Source organism: Roseibium sp. SCP15, from assembly GCF_040329435.1.
In the GTDB taxonomy this organism is placed as follows: Bacteria; Pseudomonadota; Alphaproteobacteria; order Rhizobiales; family Stappiaceae; genus Roseibium.
On sequence record NZ_JBDZYI010000002.1, the window covers coordinates 1,303,188 to 1,329,073 of the forward strand.

Consider the following 25,886-nt stretch of genomic DNA (forward strand, 5'->3'; position numbering starts at 1 on the left):
TTCGGGCAAATCATTTCAGGCAATGGGTCTTGAGGCGTGGCGCTCTTACTGAGCAGCCGCGGTGAAAGAGTTTTGGCTGGCGTAGACCAGCGCCTCGGTTTCTTCAATCGGTTTCGGGCTACCGAGGAAATATCCCTGCGCGTCGGTACAGCCGATTTCCGTGAGCATATCCAGAAGTTGCTTCGTTTCGACGCCTTCCGCCGTGGTCGTCATGTTCAGATTTTTCGCCAGTTCGATCACGGCCCGGACAATAGAGACGGAGTCCTCCGAATAGGCCATTGAACGAACGAAAGACTGGTCGATCTTGATCTTGTCGAAGGGGAAGCGCCGCAAGTAGCTGAGAGAAGAATAGCCGGTTCCAAAATCATCCATGGAAACTTTCACTCCCAGGGATTTTGCCTGATGAAGCGCATCCAGAACATCATCGGCATCGGTGAGAAGAACGCTCTCTGTGACTTCGAGTTCAAGTCGATCGGCCTGCAAGCCGGATTTGGCAAGAGCATTGATCAGAACCGGCCCAAATGCGTGACCGCGCAGCTGTCTTGGAGACAGGTTTACCGCCATCCGAAGCTGTGCAGGCCAACGAGCCGCAACGCGACAGGCTTCGTTCAGTACCCATTCGCCGATCTGCAGGATCAGGCCGGTATCTTCCGCAAGTGAAATGAACTCGATTGGCGAAACCATCCCGCGCGTTGGATGATGCCAGCGCAGCAATGCCTCAAATCCCGAGATCGAGTTGTCCTTCAGGGAATGTTGCGGCTGGAAGTACAGTTCCAGTTCTTCATTCACAATTGCGTTGCGCAGATCCGTGATCAGTTCCCTGCGATCGTTTACCGCAGTTCCCATATCTACTTCGAAGAAGCGGTAGGTGTTCCGCCCATCTTCCTTCGCCTGGTAAAGCGCCAGGTCGGCCTGTTTGAACAGCTCATCGAAACCGGCCTCATCGCCTTTGGCGATCGAAATGCCGATACTCACTCCGATGACAATCTCATGGTCGGCAATCTGAAATGGCTGATGCAATTCCCAGATGACCGACTGTGCCAATTCCTCGATCATGCTGCGGTCAGCCGGAAGATCGGAAAGAATTGCAAATTCATCACCACCCAATCGGACAACCAGCTCACGCGGGCTCACCAACGCCTTCAAGCGCTCCGCCACCTGGCGCAGCAGTTCATCACCGATCGGGTGTCCAAGGGAATCGTTGACGGTCTTGAACTCGTCAAGGTCCAGGCAAAGTATCGCGAACTCACCACCCAGGCGCTGCTGCCGCTTGAGCAGCTGCTCCATCTGGTCACGGAACTCAATTCTGTTCGGCAACTGGGTCAGGATATCGTGACGGGCAAGGAAGGCCAGTCTGTCACGCGCTTCCTGACGCTCCGTGATATCTTCGGAGATTGCGACCCAACCGCCGTCGGAGAGCGGCTGACGGGTGGTCAGAACAATCCGGCCAGACCGGATTTTCACCATCTCCGTGCTTTGCGTTGCCGGTTGCGATACCGCCAGCGGCACGTGGCGATCCAGAGCCTTTTCTGGTTCGGAATCCAGTTTCTCGACTTTCTGGAGCGCAGCGAGCTCGGCCGCGGTCATGCCGGGCTTCATGGCGTCCGGATCCAGTTCGAAGAGCTCGACAAACCGCTGGTTCGACACAATGAGCTTGCCGTCGGCATCGAACATACACAGGCCATGAGACATGTTGTTCAATGCCGCATCGAACAGAATGTTCTGTTCCCGAAGTTTGGTTTCCTGTGATTTCAGGATCGTGTTTTTCTCATGAACACGAACACGCAAAGCATCACGCTCCTTGACGGAGCGTTGCAGGGACACAACCGATCTTGCAATGTCGCCAACTTCATCGAGGCGCTCGGTCCCGACAACCTCACTCTCGAAATCCCCCGCGGCGATCCCGGAAAGCACGCGTGTGATGTTGGTCAGCGGGCGTGTGATCTGGCGGGAAAGCAAGAATGCCACGGAGGCAAACGCGACCAGTGTCAGCAAGCCGAACAGGAACAGCCACCTGAGCAGTTTTGCTTCTTCTTCCGTTCCGATCCGCGTCAGTTCGTTTTGCGTCTCGTTGAGCTTTGAAATCGGCAACAGAGCACAGACCGTCATCGGGTACACCGGAACACCGCACTCTATGACATGCTCACCGTTCATGGTGATGTTGGGCTCATTCGCGGCCCGGTTGAGGTCGGTCAGAACGCCGTCGAAATTGGCGCGGGAAATCACCGTGTCATTGTAGACAACGGCAAGTTCGAAGGAGTTGATCTTGGCCAGATCGGCAAGAATAGGCTCGTTCGGTCGCAGCCAGCGCTGTGCAAGAAGGCCCCCGATGACATAACCGAAGTCATCAAAGACCGGTACGAAGATCACCTGTGAAATACTGTTTATGTTCTCTCCGGGAACAAGAACCTGTGTTTCGGAGAGAGGTAGAATTGCGGAATAAGTGAGCTTGGCATCGGGGAAACTGTCCTGCAGCGAATTGGTGATTTCGCCGAAGAAGCTGAATTCCTGAATTCTGGCGCCGAGCGTCACAAGATCGGCTTCATAGGATGAAGCTCCGATGACCCGCCCTTCCTCGTCAAGCACGACAATGCCGTCGACATCTGCCAGCTGCGCCGCCGGTCCGAGCAACTCCGACATCGCCACCACATTGCGCGAATTGACCGCGTTGCCGGTATCCAACCGCTCTGCAATGGCATTCACGCGCCGAAGCCTGTCTTCAAACAGAAATTCAAGACGTGTTCCAGCGAGCTTGACATCTGCCGTGAGGGCTTCGAGCAGACGCGTGTGAGACAGCTTCTGCAGTTCCGTCTGCTGACGGGTCATGCTGTCCTCAAGCTGATACGCAACAAGCCCGATCAAACCTGCAAACGCGCATAGCGCTGTGAAAACAGCGCCATACGTGTAATGCCAGAGAAGTGACGAGTGACGTATCATGCTTTGCCAGAGTGCTAATTCTTGACGGGCACACCACCGTAGTTCTTCATCAGTTCGTGAGCCTTGCCAGACTGACTGAAGTCGATAAATGCCTTCATCTGATCATCCAGGGTGCCATCCTTGTAGATCAACGCCAGGGTTACCGCGCTCGGGTAATTGTCGTCCGTCGGATGCGCGCCGTTGATGCTGATGACGGACAGACCGTCTTCCAGCAGGCGGGAATAAGGGCCAAATGCAATTGCCCCTTTTTCGTCACGGGCGGTTGAAATCGCATCCTGAGTTGTCAGCGCCGTCTTGGAACGCCGAGATATTTCCAGGTCATTCCATCCGGGCATGGAATCGCGCAGCACTTGCAATGTGCTGTCTGCATCCTCCCGGCGAACAAGACGTACGCGCAGATCAGCTCCGCCCAATTCAGACCAGTTCTTGATCTTGCCTGAATAGATTTTGACGAGATCTTCACTCGAAAGTTCGTCGATGCCTGTCGAGGGATGCGTAAATATTGCGCTCGGGATCTTCGCAATCGGCAGATAGACAAGTCCGTATTCGACTTCGCTTTCCTTCAGCGGCCGTGCAACTCTTCCAAGCCGCTCAGCTCCTGAGCTGACCGCGGCAATGCCTCCACCGGATCCGATGCTTGGCGGTATCGACAGATTGATACCGGGATGTTCTTCACCGAAGCCTTCACCGATTTCCCGAAGCATTTCAAGACCATCGCCAGTTCCGACGACCTTGAGCTCGGATTGCGCCAAGGCACTTTCCGGCTGCATAAACATCACGCAAAACGACAAAACCAGACTAACGGCCAGAATCCGCATTTTTACCACCAAATTTTACTCGTGTTCTCCAGAATGCCTCATTCAAGTTAATTAAAGACTAAGTGCATGCGAAAAATTACAATGAAAATGTAATTAAATTGAGCGAATTGAAGATAAAGGCAAAATCAAGGCAAATGTAAAACACTACCTCGTCAGGTATTATTTACCCATGGGAAATATTTACCTACTGCATTCTGCAATTCTATCTGGCACAACCGACATACAACTTCTCCAAGAAATTCAATCGGCCTCGATATCGCTGAAATCACCAGAAATCCCGCAGAAGCTTACGTAGGGTCCGAAACGCTTTCTGTTACCAAAAGCACATTCGACGGTGCGGCATGAGGGCCCAGGTGGATCTCCAATGACATCCCCGGACAAGCGGGCTTTACACGTGAGAAACGCCGGATCGTCAATTCGCAGGAGGGGCCGCGCTTTGTCGAACCACAAGCTCGACGTCGACAACTACCGGAGCCACGCGTTCGGCCGATACGACCGGTTCCGGCTCAATGCATTCCATGAGGAGCGTCGCTGCTTTTCGGCCAAGTGCGTGCCGGTCCTGGCGGATGGTCGTCAGGGCCGGAACGTAATATTCGGAAAGTTCGATATCGTCGAAACCGACAACCGAGATATCTTCCGGAACCCGCAGACCATTGGCACTCAGGGTGGACATCAGACCGAAAGCCACCTGGTCCGAGGCGCAAAATACAGCGGTCGGACGATCCTCCATCGCGATGATTTTTTCCGCCGCCCGCCGGCCGGATTCCAGGGAAAAGTCTCCGCGGATAATCCACTCGTCCTTGACGGGCAGCTCCAGGCGTGCACGCTCGGCCAGCATTCCCTCGCGCCTCGCGTGGGTCAGGACATTTTCCTGCGGACCGGTGATGTGGGCTATTTTCCGATGGCCAAGTTCGAACAGATGCTGCACGGCGAGCCGCGCTCCGCGAGCATTGTCGCTGCGCACGGAAGGCAGGCAGGTGTCATGAACCCATTCACAGGCAAAAACGATCCGGTTGGACAATCCCTTGTCACTGAACTGCTGCAGCTCGTGACCTGACAGCCCTCCATCCAGACAGATCATGCCATCTACCTGGGAATCCAGAAAATAGTCGACAATCAGCTTGCCTGACGGTGCCTGATCTTTCGTATCGGCAATCAACACCGAGGTGTCGCTGTCACCGAAACATTCGCTCATGCCAGCCAGAATCTGCGAGAAGAACGGATTGCCCAGATTGGGAACCAGCACAAGAACCGCTCCCGCCTGACGGGTCCTCAGGTTTCGGGCCGCCTTGTTGACCCTGTAACCAGTCGACCGGATTGCTGCGAAAACGGTTTCTCGCGTTGTCTCGGTGAGAAGTTCGGGGTTGCTGAGCGCACGGCTGACGGTCGCAGTCGACACACCGGCCTCTTTTGCAACATCCCGAATTCTAACGCTTTTCTGGGCCAAGACCGTCTCCGGAGGTTTTTGAATTTTCGCTTTCCTTACATTCCGGGTTGACATAAAGCCATTTCCCGAGAATGATAAATGTAATCGATTACATGTCTATATACAACTAAATGTAATCGATTACAAATATGCGGCAGTTGCCGCATGTGAGGACAATCGAACGATTTTTGTTCGGTGGGAGGAAGATATGAAAGCACTACGCGCAGTCTTTGCGGCGACTACAGCACTTTGCGCAGCAAGCGCAGCGAATGCAACTGATCTGGAAGTCACCCACTGGTGGACGTCTGGCGGTGAAGCCGCTGCCGTTGCCGAATTCGCAAAAGCATTCGATGCAACAGGTAACAAATGGGTCGATGGCGCCATTGCTGGTTCCGGCGGGACCGCACGTCCGATCATGATCAGCCGCATCACCGGCGGCGATCCGATGGGCGCAACCCAATTCAACCACGGCCGCCAGGCAGAGGAGCTGGTGGAAGCGGGGTTGATGCGTGACCTGTCAGACGTCGCTGCCGAAGGAAACTGGGCCGAACTCGTACGTCCATCCAGCCTGCTCGACAGCTGTACCGTTGACGGCAAGATATACTGCGTGCCTGTCAACATCCACTCGCCGCAATGGCTCTGGCTGAACAACTCGGTTTACGAGAATCTGGGCATTGCCGTTCCCAGCAACTGGGACGAGTTCGTCGCAGCCGCGCCGAAGCTCCAGGAAGCCGGCATCGTGCCCTTGGCAATGGGTCAGCAACCCTGGCAGACAACGCTCGCCTTCCAGGTTCTCATGGTCGCTCTTACCGGCACGGACACTTACATGAAAGTGTTTGGTGACAAGGATTCAGACCTCGCGGGCGGCGATGAAGTCGCCAAGGTCTTCCAGGCTGCAGCAACGGCTCGTGATCTGGCAAAAGACTCCAATGTTCAGGCCTGGAACGATGCCACCAACATGGTCATCACCGGCAAGGCCGGCGGACAGATCATGGGTGACTGGGCACAGGGTGAGTTCCAGGTTGCCGGCAAGGTCGCAGGCACCGATTACACCTGTCTTCCTGGTCTTGGCGTGAACGAAGTCATCCAGACCGGTGGCGATGCCTTCTACTTCCCCAAGGTGGATGATGCCGCGATCACGGCCGCTCAGGGCGAACTGGCCAAGGTGATGATTTCTCCTGCAACCCAGGTTGCCTTCAACCTGAAGAAGGGTTCCCTGCCGGTGCGCGGCGACGTCGATCTTGCAGCCGCAAACGACTGCATGCGCAAAGGCCTCGATATCCTGGCCAAAGGCAACATCATTCCGGGCACCGACCAGCTGATGTCTGCAGACTCCAACCAACAGGTGAACGATCTGTTTGTTGAGTTCTTCAACAACCCGTCCATGTCAGCAGAAGATGCACAGGAACTGTTTGCATCCATCATCGGCAACGCTGACTAACGCTGGCATGTGTTCCGCCATCCCATTCCTATGGGGGCTTCCATAGGGGGTGGCGTCCTCCAGCCCTGCGCGCAGCAATGCGCGCAGGGAAATCCGAAACAATTTTCGGACAGATTTCTACAAGGAAACACAAGGCATGTCGGCTGCAACGGGCCCCGCAAGATGGCACCGCAACTTGAGTGCAAAGATTGCGGCAATTCCGATGATAACCACCGCGATGGTTGTCTTCATCGGTGGGACCGCCTGGACGGTTCTCTACTCCTTCACCAGTTCCAAGCTCCTGCCGAAGGAGAAATTCGTCGGCTTTGCCCAGTACGAACGTCTCTGGAACAGCAGCAAGTGGCTCATTTCCATTGAGAACCTGGCCATTTACGGCGGATTTTCGCTGATATTCTCGCTGGTCATCGGTTTCGTACTTGCGGCCCTGCTGGATCAGAAGATCCGCTTTGAAGACACGTTCCGCACAATCCTTCTGTATCCGTTCGCTCTGAGCTTCATCGTGACCGGTCTCGCCTGGCAATGGATCCTCAATCCGGATTTCGGAATTCAGCACGTCGTGCGCAGTCTCGGTTGGGAGAGCTTCTCATTTGATCCGCTCTACGATCCCGACATCGTGATCTACGGCATTCTGATTGCGGGCCTTTGGCAGGGAACCGGCCTGATCATGTGCCTGATGCTGGCAGGCCTTCGCGGTATCGATGAAGATATCTGGAAGGCAGCGAAGATCGACGGCATCCCCATGTGGAAGACCTACATCTTCATCGTCATTCCAATGATGCGCGGCATCTTCATTACCGCGATCGTCCTGGTCGCCTCCGGTATCATCAAGGTCTACGACCTGGTGGTCGCCCAGACAGGCGGCGGCCCGGGCATTGCGTCCGAAGTACCGGCCAAATACGTCTATGACGCAATGTTCCTGTCGCAAAACCTCGGCCAGGGCTTTGCTGCCTCCACAATGATGCTTCTCACGGTCGCCATCATCGTCATTCCGTGGGCATATCTCGAATTCGGAGGAAAACGCCGTGGGTAACATGGAACGCATTTCCTCAGGGATCGAACTCGCTCCCACCCAGGACACCATGACCGGACCGCGCGGTCCCAAGCCGCGCAAGATGATCTCGCGCCGGAACATCATGATCTACGGCACGCTGATTGTCGTGTCGCTCTATTATCTGTTGCCTCTCTACGTCATGATCGTGACCTCGTTGAAGGGCATGCCGGAAATCCGGCTCGGCAACATATTCTCGCCACCGGTCGAGATCACCTTCCAGCCCTGGGTGAAAGCCTGGGCGGAAGCCTGCACCGGTCTGAACTGTGACGGTCTTTCCCGGGGCTTCTTCAACTCGGTACGGATCCTGGTGCCTTCCGTCATTCTGTCGATCATCATCGCTTCGGTGAATGGCTATGCGCTCGCCAACTGGCGCTTCAAGGGATCGGAGACATTTTTCACGATCCTGATCGTCGGTGCATTCATTCCCTATCAGGTGATGATTTATCCGATCGTGATCATGCTGCGTGAAATCGGATTGTATGGAAGCCTGACAGGACTGGTGATCGTGCACACCATTTTCGGAATGCCGATCCTGACGCTGCTGTTCCGCAACTACTTTGCATCCGTGCCGCAGGAGCTGTTCAAGGCTGCGCGTGTTGATGGTGCCGGGTTCTGGGCGATCTACTTCCAGATCATGGTTCCCATGAGCCTGCCGATCTTCGTCGTCGCAATGATCCTGCAGGTCACCGGCATCTGGAACGACTTCCTGTTCGGCGTGATCTACACGAAACCGGATCTCTATCCGATGACGGTGCAGCTCAACAACATCGTGAACTCGACGCAAGGGGTGAAGGAATACAACGTCAATATGGCCGCCACCATCCTGACCGGCCTTGTTCCTCTCACCATCTACTTCATCTCCGGAAAACTCTTTGTCCGCGGTATCGCGGCAGGCGCCGTGAAAGGCTGAAGGCTAGTCCCATGCAACCAAGTATCGCTATCAAAAACCTGACCTTGAGCTTTGGCGCCCTGGACGTTTTGAAGGACCTGAATCTGGATGTCGGGCAAGGTGAATTCCTCGTGCTGCTCGGCTCCTCCGGATGTGGCAAATCCACCTTGCTCAACTGCATCGCGGGCCTCTTGGACGTCAGCGACGGCCAGATCTTCATCGGCGGACGCAATGTCACCTGGGAGGAGCCTTCGCAACGCGGCATCGGCATGGTCTTCCAGAGCTATGCGCTTTATCCGCAGATGACCGTTGCGGGCAATCTGAGTTTCGGTCTGAAGAATGCCGGTCTGCCAAAGGCGGAAATCTCGGAGCGCGTGAACCGCGCCGCCAAGATCCTGCAGATCGAACCCCTGCTCGACCGCAAACCTGCGGCGCTTTCAGGTGGCCAGCGGCAACGGGCGGCAATCGGCCGGGCACTGGTCCGTGACGCGGATGTCTTCCTTTTTGACGAACCACTGTCCAATCTGGATGCAAAACTGCGGGCGGACCTGCGGGTGGAAATCAAGCAGCTTCACCAGAAACTCAGCAACACGATGATCTACGTCACCCATGACCAGATCGAAGCCATGACGCTTGCCGACCGCATTGCCATCATGCGCGGCGGTCAGATTCTTCAACTTGCCTCTCCCAACGAAATCTACAACCGGCCCGCCAACAAGTATGTCGCCGAATTTATCGGTTCTCCGACCATGAACTTCTTTGACGGGCATCTTGATACGGCAATCGCGCCCAGCTTCACGACCGGAGACCGGACGTTCCCGCTGGAGGGGTACGAGTTCTCGGGTGACACGTCCGCTTCAGGCCCTGCCTGGTTCGGCATCAGACCTGAACACATGGTCAGCGGGCCCGAGGCCGAACAGGCGACGATCAGCTTCAAGAGCCAGGTGGAACTGGTGGAGCCGCTCGGTTCGGACACGCTCGCGCGCGTCTCGGCAGAAGGCAACACGCTTTGGGTGCGCTTGGACGGCCAGGCTTCCGTTGATCACGGCGACAGCCTCACCGTGGGTTTTGACCCGGCGCGCGCCAATCTCTTCGACAAGAAAACCGAAAACCGGGTCTGACCGGTTTCCTCTCAACTTTCAGGAACACACCAATGGATGTTTCATTTCAACTTTATTCCGCCCGCGACTTCTCGCCATGGCAAATGGTGCTCGAGCGGCTCTCGGAACTGGGATACACCCAGGTCGAAGGCTTTGGCGGAGTTTACGAGAACGCGCCTGCCTTCAGGGAGCTGCTCGACAAGAATGCCTTAACGATGCCGTCCGGACACTTTTTCCCGATGGAGCAGTTCGAGGACGACCTGGAAAAGGTCCTGGAAACTGCAAAAACGCTCGGCATGAAGCGCCTGTTCTGCCCGGCTCTTCCGCCGGACCAGCGGGCTGCGAATGCAGCGGCGTGGCAGTCTGTGGGCGAGCGTCTGGAAGTCATCGGCAACAAGGTTCGTGATGCCGGTCTGCGGTTCGGCTGGCATAATCACGATTTTGAATTCTTTGCCTGCGCAGACGGCCGTCTGCCGATGGAAATTTTGCTTGAGGCCGCACCTTCGATCGAATGGGAAGCCGATATCGCCTGGATCGTCCGCGGCGGTCAGGACCCAATGGACTGGATCAACCGTTATGCCGATCGGATCACCACAGCCCATGTGAAGGACATCGCCCCGGAAGGCGAATGCGCTGACGAAGATGGCTGGGCCGACGTCGGCCACGGCACCATGGATTGGAAAGCCATCATGGGTGCGTTGCGCAACATCGGCGTCGACCTCTTTGTCATGGAACACGACAAACCGTCCGACTTCGACCGTTTCGCAACACGCTCAATCGAAGCTTTCCGCACCTACTAAGGACACATCATGAGTAAGACACTTGGGATCGGCATCCTAGGATGCGGCAACATCTCGGCTGCCTACATGCGCCTCGCACCGCTGTTTCGCGGCATCGAAGTTCGTGCCTGTGCCGACCTTAACGAGGCGGCGGCAAAGAGCCGTGCCGAGGAATTCAACCTGCGCGCAGAAACCGTTGACGGGCTTCTCGCTGCCGACGACATCGACATCATCGTCAACCTCACAATTCCGGCGGCGCATTTCGAGGTTTCACGCAACATTCTGAATGCGGGCAAACACGTTTATTCGGAAAAACCCTTCGTGTTGAGCGTCGAAGAAGGCCAGGCCCTTGCTTCCATCGCAGAGGAAAAAGGTCTTCGGGTCGGCTCCGCCCCGGACACCTTCCTGGGAGGTGCTCACCAGCTCGCACGCTATCTGGTCGACACCAGTGCCGTTGGTCAGGTGACTTCAGGCACCTGCTTCGTGCAAAGCCCCGGCATGGAAATGTGGCATCCGAATCCGGACTTCTTCTTCCAGCCCGGTGGAGGTCCGATCCTCGACCTCGGCCCCTATTACATTTCAAATCTGGTGCAGTTGCTGGGCCCGGTCAAAAGGGTCACCGCAATGAGTTCATCGGGTTCGGAGTACCGGACGATCACCTCGCAGCCTCGACATGGCGAGAAGATCAAGGTTGAGACGCCGACCACGATCCACGCCATCATGCAGTTCGATTCAGGGGCCCAGGTTACCTATTGCGCAAGCTGGGACGTCTGGCAGCACGGCCATTCCAACATGGAACTTTATGGTCGCGAGGGAACGCTGCATGTGCCGGACCCGAATTTCTTCGGCGGTGAAGTACGGCTGACGGAGAAGAGCAGCTTCGTCAACATCTGCGAAAACTGGGACCATCCGTTCTCCAAGGCCAATGACGGCATCAACGCCAACTACCGGGCGGCCGGTCTCGCCGACATGGCCCAGGCCATTCTCGCAGGACGACCACATCGCTGCTCGCTGGAGTTTTCCCTGCATGTCGTAGATGTGATGACTTCAATCCTCGCTTCCGGTGAAACGGGTGAGTACAAAGACATTCTCACCACATGCGAGCGTCCCGAGGCTCTTGGACCACAAGCGGCAAAGGACCTCCTGTCACAATCGGAGACATAATGACCTGGACCGCTGCGCAGACGCGCTACGACACTATGGAATATCGCCGGTGCGGGAGATCGGGACTGAAACTCCCGGTCATCTCGCTCGGCCTGTGGCACAATTTCGGAGACGACACCCCGCATGCCCGCAAGCGCGAAATCGCCTGCACCGCATTCGACCTCGGGATCACGCATTTTGACCTCGCCAACAACTACGGCCCGAAGCCAGGGGCTGCCGAACAGGCTTTCGGCGAGTTGCTGCGCACAGATTTTGCGCCTTACCGGGACGAAATGATCATTTCCTCCAAGGCCGGCTACGAAATGTGGCCGGGGCCTTACGGGGAGTGGGGCAGCCGCAAGTACCTGATCGCTTCTTGCGACCAGTCGTTGAAGCGGATGGGTCTCGACTATGTCGACATCTTCTATTCGCACCGTTTCGATCCGGACACGCCGCTGGAAGAGACCATGATGGCCCTCGACCACATCGTGCGTTCAGGCCGTGCGCTCTATGTCGGCATTTCCTCCTACAACTCGAAGCGCACCCGTGAAGCCGTCGCCATCTTGAAAGAACTGGGCACACCCTGTCTGATTCACCAGCCGAGCTATTCGATGATCAACCGCTGGGTGGAGGAAGACGGCCTTTTGGACACGCTGGAAGACCTTGGCGTCGGATCGATCGCCTTTTCTCCACTGGCCCAGGGCATGCTCACAAGCAAGTATCTGGGCGGAATTCCGGAAGGAAGCCGGGCGACGCAAGGCAAGTCGTTGAAGAACCAATTCCTGAATGAAGCCAACCTGGCGACGATCCGGGACCTCAACGAGATCGCGCAAAGACGCGGCCAGACACTTGCCCAGATGGCCCTGGCCTGGGTGTTGCGCCGTGGCCGTGTCACGACGGCACTCATCGGAGCCAGCCGAAAGGAACAGGTGGAGGATTGCGTCGGTGCGGTTGCCAACCTCGACTTCACGGATGCCGAGCTTGAGGAAATCGCGGCAAAAACACGCGAAGCCGACATCAATCTGTGGGCGGCATCCGCGGAGCGAAAAGGACCGCCGCGCAAATGATCAGGAATCCCATCCTGCCGGGTTTCAACCCTGATCCATCGATCTGCCGTGTGGGCGACGAATACTTCGTCGCCACATCCACCTTCGAGTGGTATCCGGGCGTCCAGATCCACCGATCAAAGGACCTGGTGAACTGGGATCTTGCCTGCCGCCCTCTCAATCGACCTGCTCAGCTTGATATGCGCGGCAATCCGGACAGTGGCGGCATCTGGGCTCCATGTCTGAGCTATGCCGACGACAGGTTCTGGCTTGTCTATACGGATGTGAAACGGCTGGATGGGAACTTCAAGGACGCTCACAATTACATCGTAACAGCGCCTTCAATCGACGGGCCATGGAGCGATCCGATCTATGTTTGCTCGCATGGATTCGACCCTTCCCTGTTTCATGATGACGACGGACGCAAATGGTTCCTTGTTCTGCAGTGGAATCACGTTTCCAATTCCGTCGGAGGACATCCGCGTCATCCTGCCTTCGACGGCATTCTCTTGCAGGAATGGACTGAAACCGAAGGTCTGGTCGGCGAGCAAAAGAATGTCTTTTCCGGCAGCATGCACGGGCTTACAGAAGGTCCTCATCTCTACAAGCGCGGTGGCTGGTACTATCTGACGGTTGCGGAAGGTGGCACCGGATATGACCACGCCGTCACCATGGCCCGCTCAAGATCCATAGGTGGTCCATACGACCTCCATCCGAACACCCACCTGATCACTGCCAAGGATGCCCCTGACGCAGCCCTGCAGCGGGCGGGACACGGCCAGATCGTCGAAACACCCGATGGGCAGGTCTATCATACGCATTTGTGTTCAAGACCTTTGCCTGGCCGCTTCTCGCCGCTTGGACGCGAGACAGCAATTCAGAAATGCGAATGGCGGGACGACGACTGGCTCTATCTGGCTAGCGGCGGCCTTGTACCGGATGTTGACGTTCCCGGCCTGGCAGACGTCAGGCCGCGCAGCCCTCACAAGGTTGAACGTGTCTTCTTTGGCAACGAATTGCCTGAAGAGTTCCAGTGGCTGCGAACTCCTTTTCCGGAAAGGCTGTTCAGTCTGACCGGATCAGCGTTGCGTTTGTTCGGTCGTGAAAGCATCGGCAGCTGGTATGAACAGGCGCTCGTTGCCAGACGGCAAGAGCATCTGGCTTATCGTGCCGAGACCAGTCTGACGGCCTTTGAGCCGACAACCTACCAGCAGGCCGCAGGGCTGACGACTTACTACAACCGTCACAAGTTTCACCTGATTGCAGTCAGCTGGAACGCCCAACTGGGCCGTTGCCTTACCATTCTGTCCTGTGCCGGGGACTGGCCCGAGGGTCAATTGTCCTTTCCAGCGGAACCGATTGCCATCGGTTCCGATCCGATCGAGCTGGCAGTCGAAGTCGCCGGCGCCCGACAACAGTTTTTCTGGCGGCAGAAGAGCACGTCGAACGGTAGGTGGTCACCGTTCGGCCCCGAACTCGACGCCAGTGTGATTTCTGATGAAGGTGGCCGCGGCGAGCACGCCTCGTTTACCGGAGCCTTCATCGGCATGTTCGCCTTTGACCTTACGGGTCAGGGCAAGACCGCGGACTTTACCAGATTTTCCTATGCCCCTGAGGGCACCTGACGCATCAGGCGCAGGCCCAAATTGAACCAAGGAGTGAGCCATGGCTGGACTGATCAAGGGACCCGCAATTTTTCTCGCCCAATTTGCCAGCGACGAAGCACCGTTCAACTCCCTGCCTTCGATTGCCAGATGGGCGGCGGATCTCGGCTACAAGGGTATCCAGATACCTTCGTTTGACGGACGGCTGTTCGACCTCGACAAAGCTGCCGAAAGCCAGCCCTATTGCGACGAGGTCAAGGGGATCTGTGCCGATGCCGGCGTTGAAATAACCGAGCTCTCGACCCATTTGCAGGGACAGCTGGTTGCCGTGCATCCGGCCTATGACCTCGCGTTCGATGGTTTTGCACCTGCGCATCTTCATGGCAACCCGAAAGCCAGGCAGGAGTGGGCTGTCGACCAGATGAAAAAGGCGGCCAAGGCGAGCCGCAACCTGGGACTAGATACGTCCGTCAGCTTCACAGGCTCTCTGGCTTTCCCCTATCTTTATCCTTGGCCGCAACGGCCGGCCGGACTCGTTGAAGAAGCATTTGCGGAGCTGGCCCGGCGGTGGAAACCCATCCTCGACACCTATGAGGACCATGGCGTGGATATCGGCTACGAGATCCATCCGGGTGAAGATGTGTTTGACGGCGCGACGTTCGAGATGTTCCTCGATGCACTTGGCGGACACGGACGCTGCCAAATCAATTATGACCCGTCGCATTTCCTGCTGCAGCAGATGGACTATCTGGCGTTTATCGACATCTATCACGAACGCATCTGCGCCTATCATGTGAAAGATGCGGAATTCAATCCGGACGGACGGCAAGGCGTTTATTCCGGCTACCAGAGCTGGGTAAACCGAGCCGGGCGTTTCCGGTCTCTTGGAGACGGTCAGGTCGACTTCTCCGGCATCTTCTCCAAACTGGCGCAATATGGCTATGAGAGCTGGGCCGTTCTGGAATGGGAATGCTGCCTGAAGTCTCCTGAACAAGGGGCTGCGGAAGGCGCTCCGTTCATCGAAAGCCACATTATCGAAGTCACCGACAAGGCCTTTGACGATTTTGCCGGCGGCGACACGGATCAGGAGCAGATCCGGCGGATGCTCGGGATCTGACGCCGACGTTCAACTCATGACTTGAGCTGCAAATCGTCGATCACGGTTTGTACGGCGAGCCGGAAGACCTGTTCTTCCGCGCTTGCCTGCGTGTCCGGTCGCGTCATCAACCCGACGGGTCCCTTTGTGATATCGCTGTCGAATGGCAGGCGTACCAGATGACCGTCAACGGTTTCGGTCTGAACCACGCCTGAGGAAATGATCCAGACAGCATCCGTCTGCCGGGTGTAAAGCCGACCGAAGGCGCCTGAAACCGTCTCTATCCTGTTCGGGATCTCTCCGACTCCGTTGGCAATCATGAAGCGCTCGACCAGCGGCCGGATCGCCGAGCCCTCGGGAGGGTAGATAACCGGCCAGTCGACGATCCGCTTGACGTCGGGATTTTTCAATAGCGGATGACCGGTACGCACGACGAGATCGACGCGTTCCGAATAGAGCTGCGTGAAGGAGACACCTTCCATGGAGTCGGGACGGCCGAGACGCCCGATGACAAGATCCAGTTCACCCAGTTTCAACCGTTCGATCAGGTACCCGTGGGGACCGTCCATGATGTGCACCATGACGTTGGGCGCCAGCTCGGAAAATTCCTGAATGACGGGAGGTATGAAGCTGGCTGCAACGCTTGGAAGTGCGCCGACCTTCAACGTCGCCCGGGCGTGCTCTCCTTCCTTTTCGACGCCATCCAGTCCCTGCTGCAGACTTGCCAGGGAAATCTGCGCAAAATGCAGGAACACCTTACCCTGTTTGGTCAGCGCGATCCCCGCCCTGTTTCTTGTCATCAGAGTGGCACCGATGATTTCTTCAAGCTCTTTCAGCGTTTTGGAGATAGCAGGCTGCGTCAGGAACAGTTTGTCGGCAGCCAGTTTCAGGCTGCGCTCCTGTGCAATCTCAACAAAACACTGGATGTGCCGGAACTTGATCCGCCGATCAATCATGACTGAGCCCTATGTCGTCCTCTCGATTTGCACCAAGGCTGACATTAGTTTCCTGTTTTGGCAACAAAGAGGCTCATTTACTCAATTTACTTCTCATTTTTGAACATTCAATATGGAGACAACAGAGGAGGATCGCATGCGCACTCAAGTTGTCATCATAGGCGGTGGCCCATCGGGGTTGCTGCTGGGACAGCTGCTTCACCGGAAAGGCATTGAAACCGTCATTCTGGAGCGGAAGACGCGTGATTATGTTCTTGCCCGCATCCGGGCCGGTATTCTGGAAACCGGCCTTGTCAACATGATGCGCGAGGCGGGCGTGTCGGAGCGCATGGACCGCGAGTGCTTTGTGCATCATGGCACCTGCATCTCCTATGAAAACGAGATGTTCGATATCGACTTTCACAAGTTGATCGGACAGAACGTCATCGTTTACGGCCAGACGGAACTGACCCACGACCTTTATGACGCACGGGAAGCGGTTGGCGCCAAAACCATCTTCGAAGTCGAGGATGTAAAGATCTGTGATGCGGACCGCGACGCGCCGTATGTGACATTCAACTCGGGCGGCGTGGAACAGCGGATCGACTGTGACTTTGTGGCCGGCTGCGATGGCTTCCACGGCGTCAGCCGTACCACCATTCCGGACACGGTTCGCAAGGATTTCGAAAAGGTCTTTCCTTTCGGCTGGCTCGGTATCCTGTCCGAAACGCCACCGGTTCACGATGAGCTCATCTATGCAAACTCCAATCGTGGCTTCGCCCTGTGTTCCATGCGTAACGAGAACCTCTCCCGCTACTACGTGCAATGTGCGTTGACCGACAAGGTTGAAAACTGGAGCGACGAAGATTTCTGGGACGAACTGAAGCGGCGGGTGCCTGAAGCAATTGCCGACAAGCTGGTGACCGGACCGTCCATCGAAAAGTCCATCGCACCGCTCAGATCCTTTGTCAGCGAACCGATGCGCTGGGGACGGTTGTTCCTGTGCGGCGATGCCGCGCATATCGTGCCACCGACCGGAGCCAAAGGCCTGAACACGGCCGCCTCGGATGTTCATTACCTATACGAAGCGCTGGTTCAGTTTTACCAGGACAACGAAACCAACGGCATCGATCACTATTCGCAAAAGGCGCTTGCCCGCGTCTGGAAGGCCGAGCGTTTCAGTTGGGCAACCACCAATCTTCTTCACCGGTTTCCGGATCAGTCGGAATTCGACCTGAAAATGCAGCGGGCTGAAATTGAATCCCTGCATTACAACGAAGTTGCGCAGAAATGGTTCGCGCAAAACTATGTCGGACTGCCCTACTGATGAAGATTGCCCGGCTACAATCTGCTGACCTGCACTGGCGCGAGGACGGGGATCCGAACGGACTGCCCGTCGTTTTCGCAAATTCCCTGGGAACCGATCTGCGGGTCTGGGACAAGGTCATCTATCGGCTGCCGCACACCGACCTTCGCTTCATCCGCTTCGACAAGAGGGGCCACGGTCTGTCCAGCTGTCCGGCAAGTCCCTATTCCATGGAAGATCTTGTCGAGGACACCGAACAGCTCCTTGAGCATATCGGGATTTCCTCATGCGTATTTGTCGGCCTTTCCATTGGCGGCATGATCGGACAGCTTCTGGCAAGCAGGAAACCGCAGCTTGTCAATGGGTTGGTAGTATCCAATTCGGCGGCGAAGATGGGTGAAGCGAGCATGTGGCAGGACCGCGTTGCACGCATTCGCTCAGGCGGGATCGCATGCCTTGCAGAGGCCATTCTCGAACGCTGGTTTTCGGAAGAGTTCAGGAAAACCGACGAATGCCTGGGCTGGCGCCACATGCTGACCCGAACCCCAATGGAAGGTTACACCGGTTGCTGCGAGGCGATTGCCGGTACCGATCTCGCAGCATCGACTTCGAATTTGAGGCTTCCGGTTCTCGGTATCGGCGGATCAGACGACCTGGCGAGCCCTTCCGACCTTGTGCGAACGACAACAGAGCTCGTTCCCGGCAGCCGCTTCATCGAGATCGCCGACGCCGGTCATTTGCCTTGCGTGGAAAAGCCGGAACTCTTTGCCAATCATCTCATGACATTCCTGAAGGAGGACCTCCATGTCAGAACGCTATGAACGTGGTCAGGTCATCCGGAAAGCCGTTTTGGGCGAAGATCACGTAGAGCGTGCGGAAGCCGGCAAAACCGAGCTGGATGCACCGTTTCAGACCCTGATAACCGAAGGAGCCTGGGGAACCGTCTGGGCATCGGACGGCATCAGCCGGAGAGAACGGTCCATGCTGACGCTTGCCCTTCTCGCAGCGCTCGGAAATTTCGAAGAAATTGCCATGCATATCCGGGCCACGGCACGCACTGGTGCCAGCAAGCAAGATGTGCTTGAGACTTTTCAACATGTTGCTGTTTACGCGGGCGTTCCGCGTGCAAATCAGGCGCTTAAAATCGCCAAGGAAACCTATGCGGAGATGGAACAGGATATCCATCGGACGGACCGCTGAAGCCAGGTTCAAACGGGAGAGAGGAATATGAAACCAGGCCCCTTCTATCAGCGGGACCGGCAATGGCAGCCACCGGCCTTGACGCCGGATTACAAGACGAGCGTATCCCGCTCACCGCAATATTCGATGATCAGTCTGGAAACGACGGTCAGTGAGACCACCGGTCCGGTTTTCGGGCAAAACGACATCGACCCTTTGGACAAGGACCTACTGAGCAACTACGCGAAGCCGGGCGAAAGCCCGATCGGCGAGCGCATCATTCTGCATGGGCGGGTTCTGGATGAAAATGCCAAGCCCATTCCGAACACGCTGGTGGAGATCTGGCAGGCCAATGCGGGAGGCCGCTACCGGCACAAGAAGGACACTTACCTGGCGCCGATCGATCCGAATTTCGGCGGTTGCGGACGCACGCTGACGGACGAGAACGGCTACTATTATTTCCGGACCGTCAAACCCGGCGCCTATCCCTGGCGGAACTGGGTGAACTCCTGGCGGCCCGCCCATATTCACATGTCGATCTTCGGAACTGCCTTCGCCCAGCGCCTGATCACACAGTGTTACTTCGAGGGTGACCCGCTCATCGCCAAGTGCCCGATCGTAAACACCATTCCGGATCCGGAAGCAATCGAGCAGCTGATTGCCCGACTCGATCTGAATTCAACGATCCCGCTCGATACAATTGCCTACAAGTTCGACATCGTCCTCCGCGGGCGCCGGTCGACCTTGTTTGAAAACAGGCTTGAGGGAAATTGATCATGCGTCAGCAACTTGACTATCTGAAAGAAACTCCCTCGCAGACTGCCGGTCCCTATGTTCATATCGGCCTGGCTCCCGGCGCTGCCGGATTCGATATCTACAAGCAGGAGCTTGGCTGGGATATCGCCGGACCGAATGCAGCGGGCGAACGCATCCGTATTGAAGGCCGCGTCATCGACGGTATGGGCTCTCCGATCAAGGATGTGCTGCTGGAAGCCTGGCAAGCCAATGCCGAGGGTCTCTACGCACACCCGGAACATGCGGGCGAAGTTGAAGACGGCTTCCGAGGGTGGGGCCGCGTGATCACCGATTTCGAAACCGGAGAATGGGCGTTCGAGACTGTCAAACCCGGGGCGGTGACGGGCAACGACGGCAAGGTGATGGCCCCACATATAACGCTCTGGATTGTCGCTAGGGGCATAAATGTTGGTTTGCACACAAGGCTTTATTTCGAAGACGAATCTGCAGCAAATTCCGTTGACCCTGTGATAAACCTGATCGAATGGGAACGGCGCCGCAAGACGCTGTTTGCCAAAAGAACCGAGCGCGACGGCAAGACCGTCTACCGCTTCGATATCAAGTTGCAGGGAGAAGACGAAACGGTCTTCTTCGACATCTGATCGGGTAAAAGAATAAAATGACCAAGCCCTGTATTATCTGCGTTGCCATTACCGGCTCGGTGGCAACCAAGGAAAACAATCCAGCGGTACCGACATCCGTGCCGGAACAGGTGGAAAGCACGCACGAGGCGTTCGAGGCGGGAGCATCAATCGCCCATGTACATGTGCGTAATGATGACCAGTCGCCCTCCTCCGACCCGGAGAAGTTTGCCCGTCTGAAGGAGGGGCTGGAAAAACATTGCCCGGGCATGATCATCCAGTTTTCGACCGGCGGCCGCTCCGGAGCCGGGCATGCGCGCGGCGGAATGCTGCCCCTCAAGCCGGACATGGCGTCGCTTTCGGTCGGCTCGAACAACTTTCCGACTCGGGTATACGAGAACCCGCCGGATCTTGTGGACTGGCTTGCAAGCGAAATGAGGACTTACGGGGTTAAGCCGGAAATCGAAGCTTTCGATCTCAGTCACATACACCAGGCGGCAGCCATGAACCGGGATGGCCGCATTCCAGGCAAGCTCTATGTGCAGTTCGTCATGGGCGTGAAAAACGCCATGCCGGTCGATCGCGATGTTTTTGACTATTACATCAAGACAGTAGAGCGTCTGGCACCGGAAGCTGAGTGGTGTGCCGCCGGAATCGGTCAGCATCAATTGGCTGTCAACGAATGGTCCATCGCCTCCGGAGGGCACACCCGCACGGGATTGGAAGACAACGTCCGGCTTGACCGGGACACTCTTGCTCCTTCCAACGCGGCGCTGGTGCAGAGGGCGGCAGATCTATGTGAAAAATACGGCCGGCCGGTCGCCACCTGGCAGCAGGCCCGGGAAATACTGGATCTCAAAGCGCCTGCTTGACGCTCTTCCAATCTTGGCTCTCAATAAAGGGCTGATCTTCAATGGTGTGATCCATGCCCTTATCCCTGTTCTCGAGCCCGATCTATTCAGAATTGTTTGCTGACGAGGAGCTTTCACAGCTCCTCGACGATGCGAGTGATGTGGCGCATATGGTGCTCTTTGAGCGGGTGCTCGCCAGGGTTCAGGGACATCTGAACGTGATCCCACATGAGGCCGCCGAACAGATTGATGAAGCGCTTCGGAATGCCTCGCCGGATCCTGGCCGACTGAGCGCCGGCACTCGATCAGCGGGTATTCCGATACCGGCGCTTGTTACCGAACTGCGCCAGCTTGTCGGCGGTGACGCCGCACAATGGCTGCATTGGGGCGCGACCACCCAGGACGTCATGGACACTGCGCAGGTGCTGCAGATCCGCTCCTGTCTTGAAGTTCTGGAAGCCCGGATCAAACGGTTGATCGACACACTGCAGACGGAAAGCAATCATCACGCCGACCAACTTCTGGCAGGAAGAACCCGAAGTCAGATTTCAACACCGATCACGCTCGGCTACCGTATCGCCCAATGGGCACATCCGTTGATCAACATCGAATCCGCCCTTCCAGAACTCCGCAGATCCGTGCTGAAGGTGCAGTTCGGCGGTGCCTCTGGCGTGAATTCGGCAATTGCTCCAGAGGGCCCTCTCGTCCTCAAGAAACTGGCCGAAGAACTCGATCTGCATCCAAGCCCATCCTGGCATGTCAATCGCTCCTCCATCCTGGCTTTGGCCGGATGGCTGCAGCAGATCTGCGCGGCGCTTTCCAAAATGGCAGGTGATCTCATCCTGCTCGGCCGGACGGATATCGCCGAAGTTTCCAGCGGCACTGGCGGGGGCTCTTCGACCATGCCGCAAAAGGCCAATCCGGTTCAGGCGGAAACGATCAGGGTTCTCAATCGGATCGCGGTCACCGCACAAGCGGGTCTTGCGGCAGCTGCCGATCCAGCAGAAGAACGCGATGGTTCCAGGTGGCCGCTGGAATGGATGTTCCTGCCGCAAATGCTGCTTTCGGCAGGCACAGCTCTCAACCATGCACAAAGACTCATCGAAAGCCTGGCACCTCATCCTGACCGTCTCTCGGCAACACTCGACGACAATCCTGAAATGATGGCTGAAACGGCCAGTTTCATACTCGCCAAGAACGGGATTGTGAGGTCCGAAGCGAAGAACATGGTTGCAGCCGCAGCCGCTGATTCTGCCCCCTTTGCCGAAGCCCTTGCCAAAGTCAGTCCTCTGGAGATCAACTGGCGAACAGCCCTTGACCCGAAAGAGGTTGTCGAGCCGGCCAAGGAGATGTCGGCCCGGATCTTCGCGCAGCGCAATCTGCCGGACTGAAACTCAGGATCTGAACCTATCAGTAGGTCCGTCCTCCAAGTGCCACGGTTTGTCACGGGCGCTTTCCCACAGGACTTGAAATTCGTCCTGTGTCATTGAAATCAGCCCTTCATAAGCGATTTTAAGAAATGGTCCGTGCACAAGAGACCTGTGCTCAGGCAATCGCTGGTCAGGTCCCTCGCGCTCAGAGAGTTCAATACTATTTCGAACAGCATCGCCATCCGCGTAAAAATCAACGGTGCGCGTAACGACATCAAGTGCTTTAACTACTTCGTAGTGCATCCATTCAGGTTCACCGTTTGGAACGGATACCTCTGGCCAGCGGCATTTGAAGTAGAGAAATTCATCAGGCATTCGACTACTCTGAATTACAATACGATGGAAGAACCACTCCTACGATATTTCTCCTTGTCTACCGATCTGAGCTGTTAACGGCCTCGAGATCACTTACGAGGCCGTTTGTCTTACAGCATTGTTCGCTACTGTAGTAACTGTGGTAACCACAGTGTCAGCGCCGGGAAACTCACCAGCAGGACAACCCGCACGAGTTCAGCCCCGAAAAAGGGTGCAACGCCCTTGAATGTCTCGATCATCGGCGTGTCGCGCGCAAGCGAGGAAATCACGAAGACGTTCATCCCGACCGGCGGCGTGATGAGCCCCAGCTCAACCACGATCAATGCCAGCACGCCGAACCAGATCTTCAGGTCTTCTGTGCTCATGCCGAAACCAGCGCCCTCCGGACCCTGATAGATCCCGCCGTTGATCTCCACCAGCACCGGCCAGAAAAACGGGATAACCAGCAGGATCATGGAGAGGCTGTCCATCAGGCAGCCAAGCAGGATCAAGGCAACCAGGAGCAGGATGAGCACCGTCATCGGCTCCAAACCGGAGCCGGCGATCCAGGCCGCAGTCTGTTGCGGCAGACCTACCCGGGACATGAAGATCTTGAGCAGCTCCGCTCCCAGAATGATCAGGTAGATCATGCCGGACGTCGACGCGGTTTCCTTCAGTGCGGCAACCAGGTCCTTCCCACTCAAATTGCGCTGGAGCAGCCCGAACAGAAGCACGAGAAAAACGCCGACGGCTGCCGCGGGGGTCGGGTTGAAGAAGCCGAAATAGATCCCGCCGATGACCAGGCCGAAGATGATCAGCACTGGGATCATTCCCGCCGTTGCTTCGACAAACTCGGCCCGGTCGGGTGTGCCACCCTTGGGTCCCGCCTCGGGCTTGATCGCCACATAGATTGCAATTGTCAGCAGAAACAGAACGACCGCCAGCAGGCCCGGCAGGAACGCCGCCATGAACATGGTGACGATGTTCGCCTCCACGATGATGGCATAAATGATGAGAACAACCGATGGCGGGATAAGGATGCCGAGCACACCGCCGGCGGCCAGGGTGCCCGTCGCCAGCGCGCCGGAATAGTTGTAACGACGCAGTTCCGGCAGAGCGACCTTGCCCATGGTCGAAGCAGTTGCCAGCGAGGATCCGCAGACAGCGCCGAAACCGGCGCATCCTGCGATAGCCGCCATCGCAGTGCCGCCCCGCAACCATCCAAGCCACGCGTTCGCCCCCCTGAAAAGAGCCTGGCTAAGTCCGGTCTTGGAAGCGATCGCCCCCATCAGGATGAACATCGGCACCACCGACAGGTCGTAGATGGAAAACTGGCCGTAAGCCAGGGTTTTGAGCTGGCTCAGAACGAGCGCCGGCCCATTCAGCATCATGGTGCCGACACCACCAACCAGGATCATGGCATAGGCGATCGGCATTCTGATCGCGATCAGAAAAATCAGTACCGCAAGGCCGCCCAGCCCCAACAGAAGAGCGTCTGCCATCTTGTTCTTATCCTTTCGACAGCGCGTTGACGTCACGCATGAGCGTCACGAAAGCAGCAAGCGCCAGCAAGGCCAGGGAGATGAGAATCGGGATAAACGCAATCCAGTGCGGAAATTGCAGGATTGTCGTGGTGTAGTCGTATTCCTTCTGGTCAAGCATGCCGTAATACATGCGCCAGATGAGCAGGATGGCGAAGCCCAGGGCCACCAACGACCCGAGCATCGTGAAAAACGCAATGGTCCGTTTGGATGCGGCTGCGGTGAAGATATCTGCCGAGACATTTGCGCCGACAAGCTGGCAATAGGGCAGAAACGCAAAGACGGCGACCGCAACACCGACTTCGGTCAGTTCAAAATCGCCCGGAAACGGCGCGCCGAAGATCGAACCGATGATCGACAGCATGTTCACGCCGACCACCAGAAGCAGCACGCCCCCTCCCAGGAGCGCCCACAAGGTTATCAGCCGGCTGGCAGCCCCGATGAAACCGGAGCTGCTTTCTTGTTGGATACCAGGCATCAGTTCGAAGCGTTCTTCGCAACCGCAGCCTTGGCCTTGTCGACCAGAGCCCCACCGTCGATGCCTTTTTCGGAAACTTCCTCGACCCAGCGGTCAACGACCGGTGCAAGCGCTTCGTTGAAAACGGACGTCTCCTCCGGGGTCAGCGTGATGTGCGTGTTGCCAGCCTTCGTGGCAAGCCCGATGCCGAAGTCGTCGGCTCCGGCCCAGATGTCACCAACCTGTTTGACCCAGTCCTTGCCGGACGCGTCCCTGAAGGCCTGCTTCACATCATCCGGCAGACTTTCCCAACGATCCTTGTTCATGGAAACCTGGAAGACCGTGGTACCGAAGCGTTCCTTGTCCGCACCTTCAATCTGGTATTCGGTCTGTTCCTGGATCTTGAGCGGCGGAATGATCTCCCAAGGGATCAAAGCCCCGTCGATGACGCCCTTTTGCAGTGCCGGCGGCAGTTCCGGAACCGGCATGGCAACCGGCGATGCGCCCAGTGCTTCAATCACCCAGGCCCCCGTGCGGGTCGGGATGCGCATTTTCTTGCCTTCCAAATCCGCCGGAGAGCGCACTTCCGTGTCGGTCATGTGAATTCCCTGACCTGCATGGACGTGCAGGAACATGACTTCGACGCCCTTGTATTCGTCCTTCAGGTCACTCTCGTAAAGATCCATCAAGGCCAGGTTGGTGGCTGCTGTGTCGTTCTTGTGAACGCCCGGCAGTTCAAAAACCTCGGACCGTGGGAACAGGCCCGGCGTATAGCCATTCACCGTCCAGACCAGATCGACAACACCGTCGCGCACCTGGTTGATCAGCTCCGGCGGGCGGCCGCCGAGAGTCATTGCCGGATAGATTTCGATGGCAACCTTTCCGCCGGAGTTTTCTTCAACCTGCTTGGCCCAAGGCGCCAGCATCTTGGAATGGGCCGGAGCCTTTTCACCCAGGAAGTGGTGAAGTTTGAACTCGTAATCCGCGGCAACTGCCGACGATGCACCGAGTACAAAAAGCGCGGTTCCCAATATCGCATTCTTGATGTTGCTCATGATTCCTCCTCCAAGCGAATTCCATTTTCCGATGACTGATGCGCTATCGATCCGACAGGATCACAGTGAGCGTTTTCATCAGCGAACATTCCCGTCATTCTCGGTACAACCGACCGTATCAAGGCCGATTGC

General features: G+C 56.7%; 24 protein-coding genes. 16 read left to right on the top strand and 8 right to left on the bottom strand.

The features are described 5' to 3' along the window. Positions 1 to 45: 45 nt before the first annotated feature. The 3 genes from ABLO27_RS13370 to ABLO27_RS13380 all read right to left on the bottom strand — a co-directional run bounded on the left by ABLO27_RS13370 (position 46) and on the right by ABLO27_RS13380 (position 5,202). Positions 46 to 2,937 (bottom strand): EAL domain-containing protein, encoded by a 2,892-nt coding sequence (locus tag ABLO27_RS13370; protein ID WP_353033408.1) that lies wholly within the window; start codon positions 2,935 to 2,937, stop codon positions 46 to 48. A gap of 14 nt (positions 2,938 to 2,951) precedes the next feature. Continuing rightward, the gene (locus tag ABLO27_RS13375) at positions 2,952 to 3,689 is read right to left on the bottom strand and encodes a PstS family phosphate ABC transporter substrate-binding protein (protein WP_353033409.1); all 738 of its coding nucleotides are present in this window, start codon (positions 3,687 to 3,689) and stop codon (positions 2,952 to 2,954) included. A 478-nt stretch (positions 3,690 to 4,167) separates the two neighbouring features. After that, positions 4,168 to 5,202 (bottom strand): LacI family DNA-binding transcriptional regulator, encoded by a 1,035-nt coding sequence (locus ABLO27_RS13380; RefSeq protein WP_353033410.1) that lies wholly within the window; start codon positions 5,200 to 5,202, stop codon positions 4,168 to 4,170. 187 nt (positions 5,203 to 5,389) lie between these two features. Here ABLO27_RS13380 and ABLO27_RS13385 point away from each other — a divergent pair, with 187 nt between their 5' ends. The 9 genes from ABLO27_RS13385 (at position 5,390) to ABLO27_RS13425 (ending at position 15,351) form a co-directional block, all read left to right on the top strand. Then, positions 5,390 to 6,622, top strand: a complete 1,233-nt coding sequence (locus tag ABLO27_RS13385; RefSeq protein WP_353033411.1) for an ABC transporter substrate-binding protein — start codon at positions 5,390 to 5,392, stop codon at positions 6,620 to 6,622. A gap of 136 nt (positions 6,623 to 6,758) precedes the next feature. Continuing rightward, positions 6,759 to 7,652 (top strand): carbohydrate ABC transporter permease, encoded by an 894-nt coding sequence (locus ABLO27_RS13390; protein ID WP_353033412.1) that lies wholly within the window; start codon positions 6,759 to 6,761, stop codon positions 7,650 to 7,652. Position 7,653: 1 nt separating this feature from the next. Beyond that, the gene (locus ABLO27_RS13395) at positions 7,654 to 8,583 is read left to right on the top strand and encodes a carbohydrate ABC transporter permease (RefSeq protein WP_353033520.1); all 930 of its coding nucleotides are present in this window, start codon (positions 7,654 to 7,656) and stop codon (positions 8,581 to 8,583) included. Positions 8,584 to 8,594: 11 nt separating this feature from the next. Further along, the gene (locus ABLO27_RS13400) at positions 8,595 to 9,683 is read left to right on the top strand and encodes an ABC transporter ATP-binding protein (RefSeq protein WP_353033413.1); all 1,089 of its coding nucleotides are present in this window, start codon (positions 8,595 to 8,597) and stop codon (positions 9,681 to 9,683) included. 32 nt (positions 9,684 to 9,715) lie between these two features. After that, entirely contained in the window at positions 9,716 to 10,462 is a 747-nt protein-coding gene (locus ABLO27_RS13405) for a sugar phosphate isomerase/epimerase family protein (protein WP_353033414.1), read from the top strand. A gap of 9 nt (positions 10,463 to 10,471) precedes the next feature. After that, entirely contained in the window at positions 10,472 to 11,605 is a 1,134-nt protein-coding gene (locus ABLO27_RS13410) for a Gfo/Idh/MocA family protein (RefSeq protein WP_353033415.1), read from the top strand. Further along, positions 11,605 to 12,651 (top strand): L-glyceraldehyde 3-phosphate reductase, encoded by a 1,047-nt coding sequence (mgrA, locus tag ABLO27_RS13415; RefSeq protein WP_353033416.1) that lies wholly within the window; start codon positions 11,605 to 11,607, stop codon positions 12,649 to 12,651. The genes ABLO27_RS13410 and mgrA overlap by 1 nt, the downstream gene beginning before the upstream one ends. Continuing rightward, positions 12,648 to 14,255 carry a glycoside hydrolase family 43 protein gene (locus ABLO27_RS13420; protein WP_353033417.1) on the top strand — a complete coding sequence of 536 codons (1,608 nt, stop codon included), beginning with the start codon at positions 12,648 to 12,650 and terminating at the stop codon, positions 14,253 to 14,255. Before mgrA ends, ABLO27_RS13420 begins: the two co-directional genes overlap by 4 nt. A gap of 40 nt (positions 14,256 to 14,295) precedes the next feature. After that, positions 14,296 to 15,351, top strand: coding sequence for a sugar phosphate isomerase/epimerase family protein (locus ABLO27_RS13425; protein WP_353033418.1), 1,056 nt, complete (start codon positions 14,296 to 14,298; stop codon positions 15,349 to 15,351). Between the two features lie 14 nt (positions 15,352 to 15,365). On the opposite strand, the gene pcaQ is transcribed toward ABLO27_RS13425, so the two are convergent. Next, the gene (gene pcaQ / locus ABLO27_RS13430; protein WP_353033419.1) at positions 15,366 to 16,286 is read right to left on the bottom strand and encodes a pca operon transcription factor PcaQ; all 921 of its coding nucleotides are present in this window, start codon (positions 16,284 to 16,286) and stop codon (positions 15,366 to 15,368) included. Positions 16,287 to 16,422: 136 nt separating this feature from the next. On the opposite strand from pcaQ, the gene pobA reads away from it, so the two are divergent. The 7 genes from pobA to ABLO27_RS13465 are packed head-to-tail and all read left to right on the top strand — an operon-like array spanning position 16,423 to position 22,368. Further along, positions 16,423 to 17,592: a 4-hydroxybenzoate 3-monooxygenase gene (pobA, locus tag ABLO27_RS13435; RefSeq protein WP_353033420.1), complete on the top strand. Its 1,170-nt coding sequence runs from the start codon at positions 16,423 to 16,425 to the stop codon at positions 17,590 to 17,592. After that, positions 17,592 to 18,392, top strand: a complete 801-nt coding sequence (gene pcaD / locus ABLO27_RS13440; protein WP_353033421.1) for a 3-oxoadipate enol-lactonase — start codon at positions 17,592 to 17,594, stop codon at positions 18,390 to 18,392. The genes pobA and pcaD overlap by 1 nt, the downstream gene beginning before the upstream one ends. After that, a complete protein-coding gene (gene pcaC, locus ABLO27_RS13445) occupies positions 18,376 to 18,771 on the top strand; it encodes a 4-carboxymuconolactone decarboxylase (protein WP_353033422.1) in 396 nt (131 codons plus the stop codon). The genes pcaD and pcaC overlap by 17 nt, the downstream gene beginning before the upstream one ends. Before the next feature lie 27 nt (positions 18,772 to 18,798). Continuing rightward, positions 18,799 to 19,524: a protocatechuate 3,4-dioxygenase subunit beta gene (gene pcaH, locus ABLO27_RS13450; RefSeq protein ID WP_353033423.1), complete on the top strand. Its 726-nt coding sequence runs from the start codon at positions 18,799 to 18,801 to the stop codon at positions 19,522 to 19,524. Positions 19,525 to 19,526: 2 nt separating this feature from the next. Next, entirely contained in the window at positions 19,527 to 20,147 is a 621-nt protein-coding gene (gene pcaG / locus ABLO27_RS13455) for a protocatechuate 3,4-dioxygenase subunit alpha (RefSeq protein ID WP_353033424.1), read from the top strand. Between the two features lie 17 nt (positions 20,148 to 20,164). Then, positions 20,165 to 20,998, top strand: a complete 834-nt coding sequence (locus ABLO27_RS13460; RefSeq protein WP_353033425.1) for a 3-keto-5-aminohexanoate cleavage protein — start codon at positions 20,165 to 20,167, stop codon at positions 20,996 to 20,998. Positions 20,999 to 21,051: 53 nt separating this feature from the next. After that, complete coding sequence (locus tag ABLO27_RS13465) at positions 21,052 to 22,368, top strand: lyase family protein (RefSeq protein ID WP_353033426.1); 1,317 nt, start codon at positions 21,052 to 21,054, stop codon at positions 22,366 to 22,368. A gap of 3 nt (positions 22,369 to 22,371) precedes the next feature. Here the strand turns inward: ABLO27_RS13465 and ABLO27_RS13470 are convergent, their stop codons facing one another. The 4 genes from ABLO27_RS13470 to ABLO27_RS13485 all read right to left on the bottom strand — a co-directional run bounded on the left by ABLO27_RS13470 (position 22,372) and on the right by ABLO27_RS13485 (position 25,754). Then, positions 22,372 to 22,722, bottom strand: a complete 351-nt coding sequence (locus ABLO27_RS13470; RefSeq protein ID WP_353033427.1) for a hypothetical protein — start codon at positions 22,720 to 22,722, stop codon at positions 22,372 to 22,374. A 125-nt stretch (positions 22,723 to 22,847) separates the two neighbouring features. Next, on the bottom strand, positions 22,848 to 24,203 hold the full coding sequence (locus ABLO27_RS13475; RefSeq protein WP_353033428.1) for a TRAP transporter large permease: 1,356 nt from the start codon (positions 24,201 to 24,203) through the stop codon (positions 22,848 to 22,850). A gap of 7 nt (positions 24,204 to 24,210) precedes the next feature. Next, a complete protein-coding gene (locus ABLO27_RS13480) occupies positions 24,211 to 24,720 on the bottom strand; it encodes a TRAP transporter small permease (protein ID WP_353033429.1) in 510 nt (169 codons plus the stop codon). Further along, on the bottom strand, positions 24,720 to 25,754 hold the full coding sequence (locus ABLO27_RS13485; RefSeq protein ID WP_353033430.1) for a TRAP transporter substrate-binding protein: 1,035 nt from the start codon (positions 25,752 to 25,754) through the stop codon (positions 24,720 to 24,722). The genes ABLO27_RS13480 and ABLO27_RS13485 overlap by 1 nt, the downstream gene beginning before the upstream one ends. Between the last annotated feature and the right edge of the window lie 132 nt (positions 25,755 to 25,886).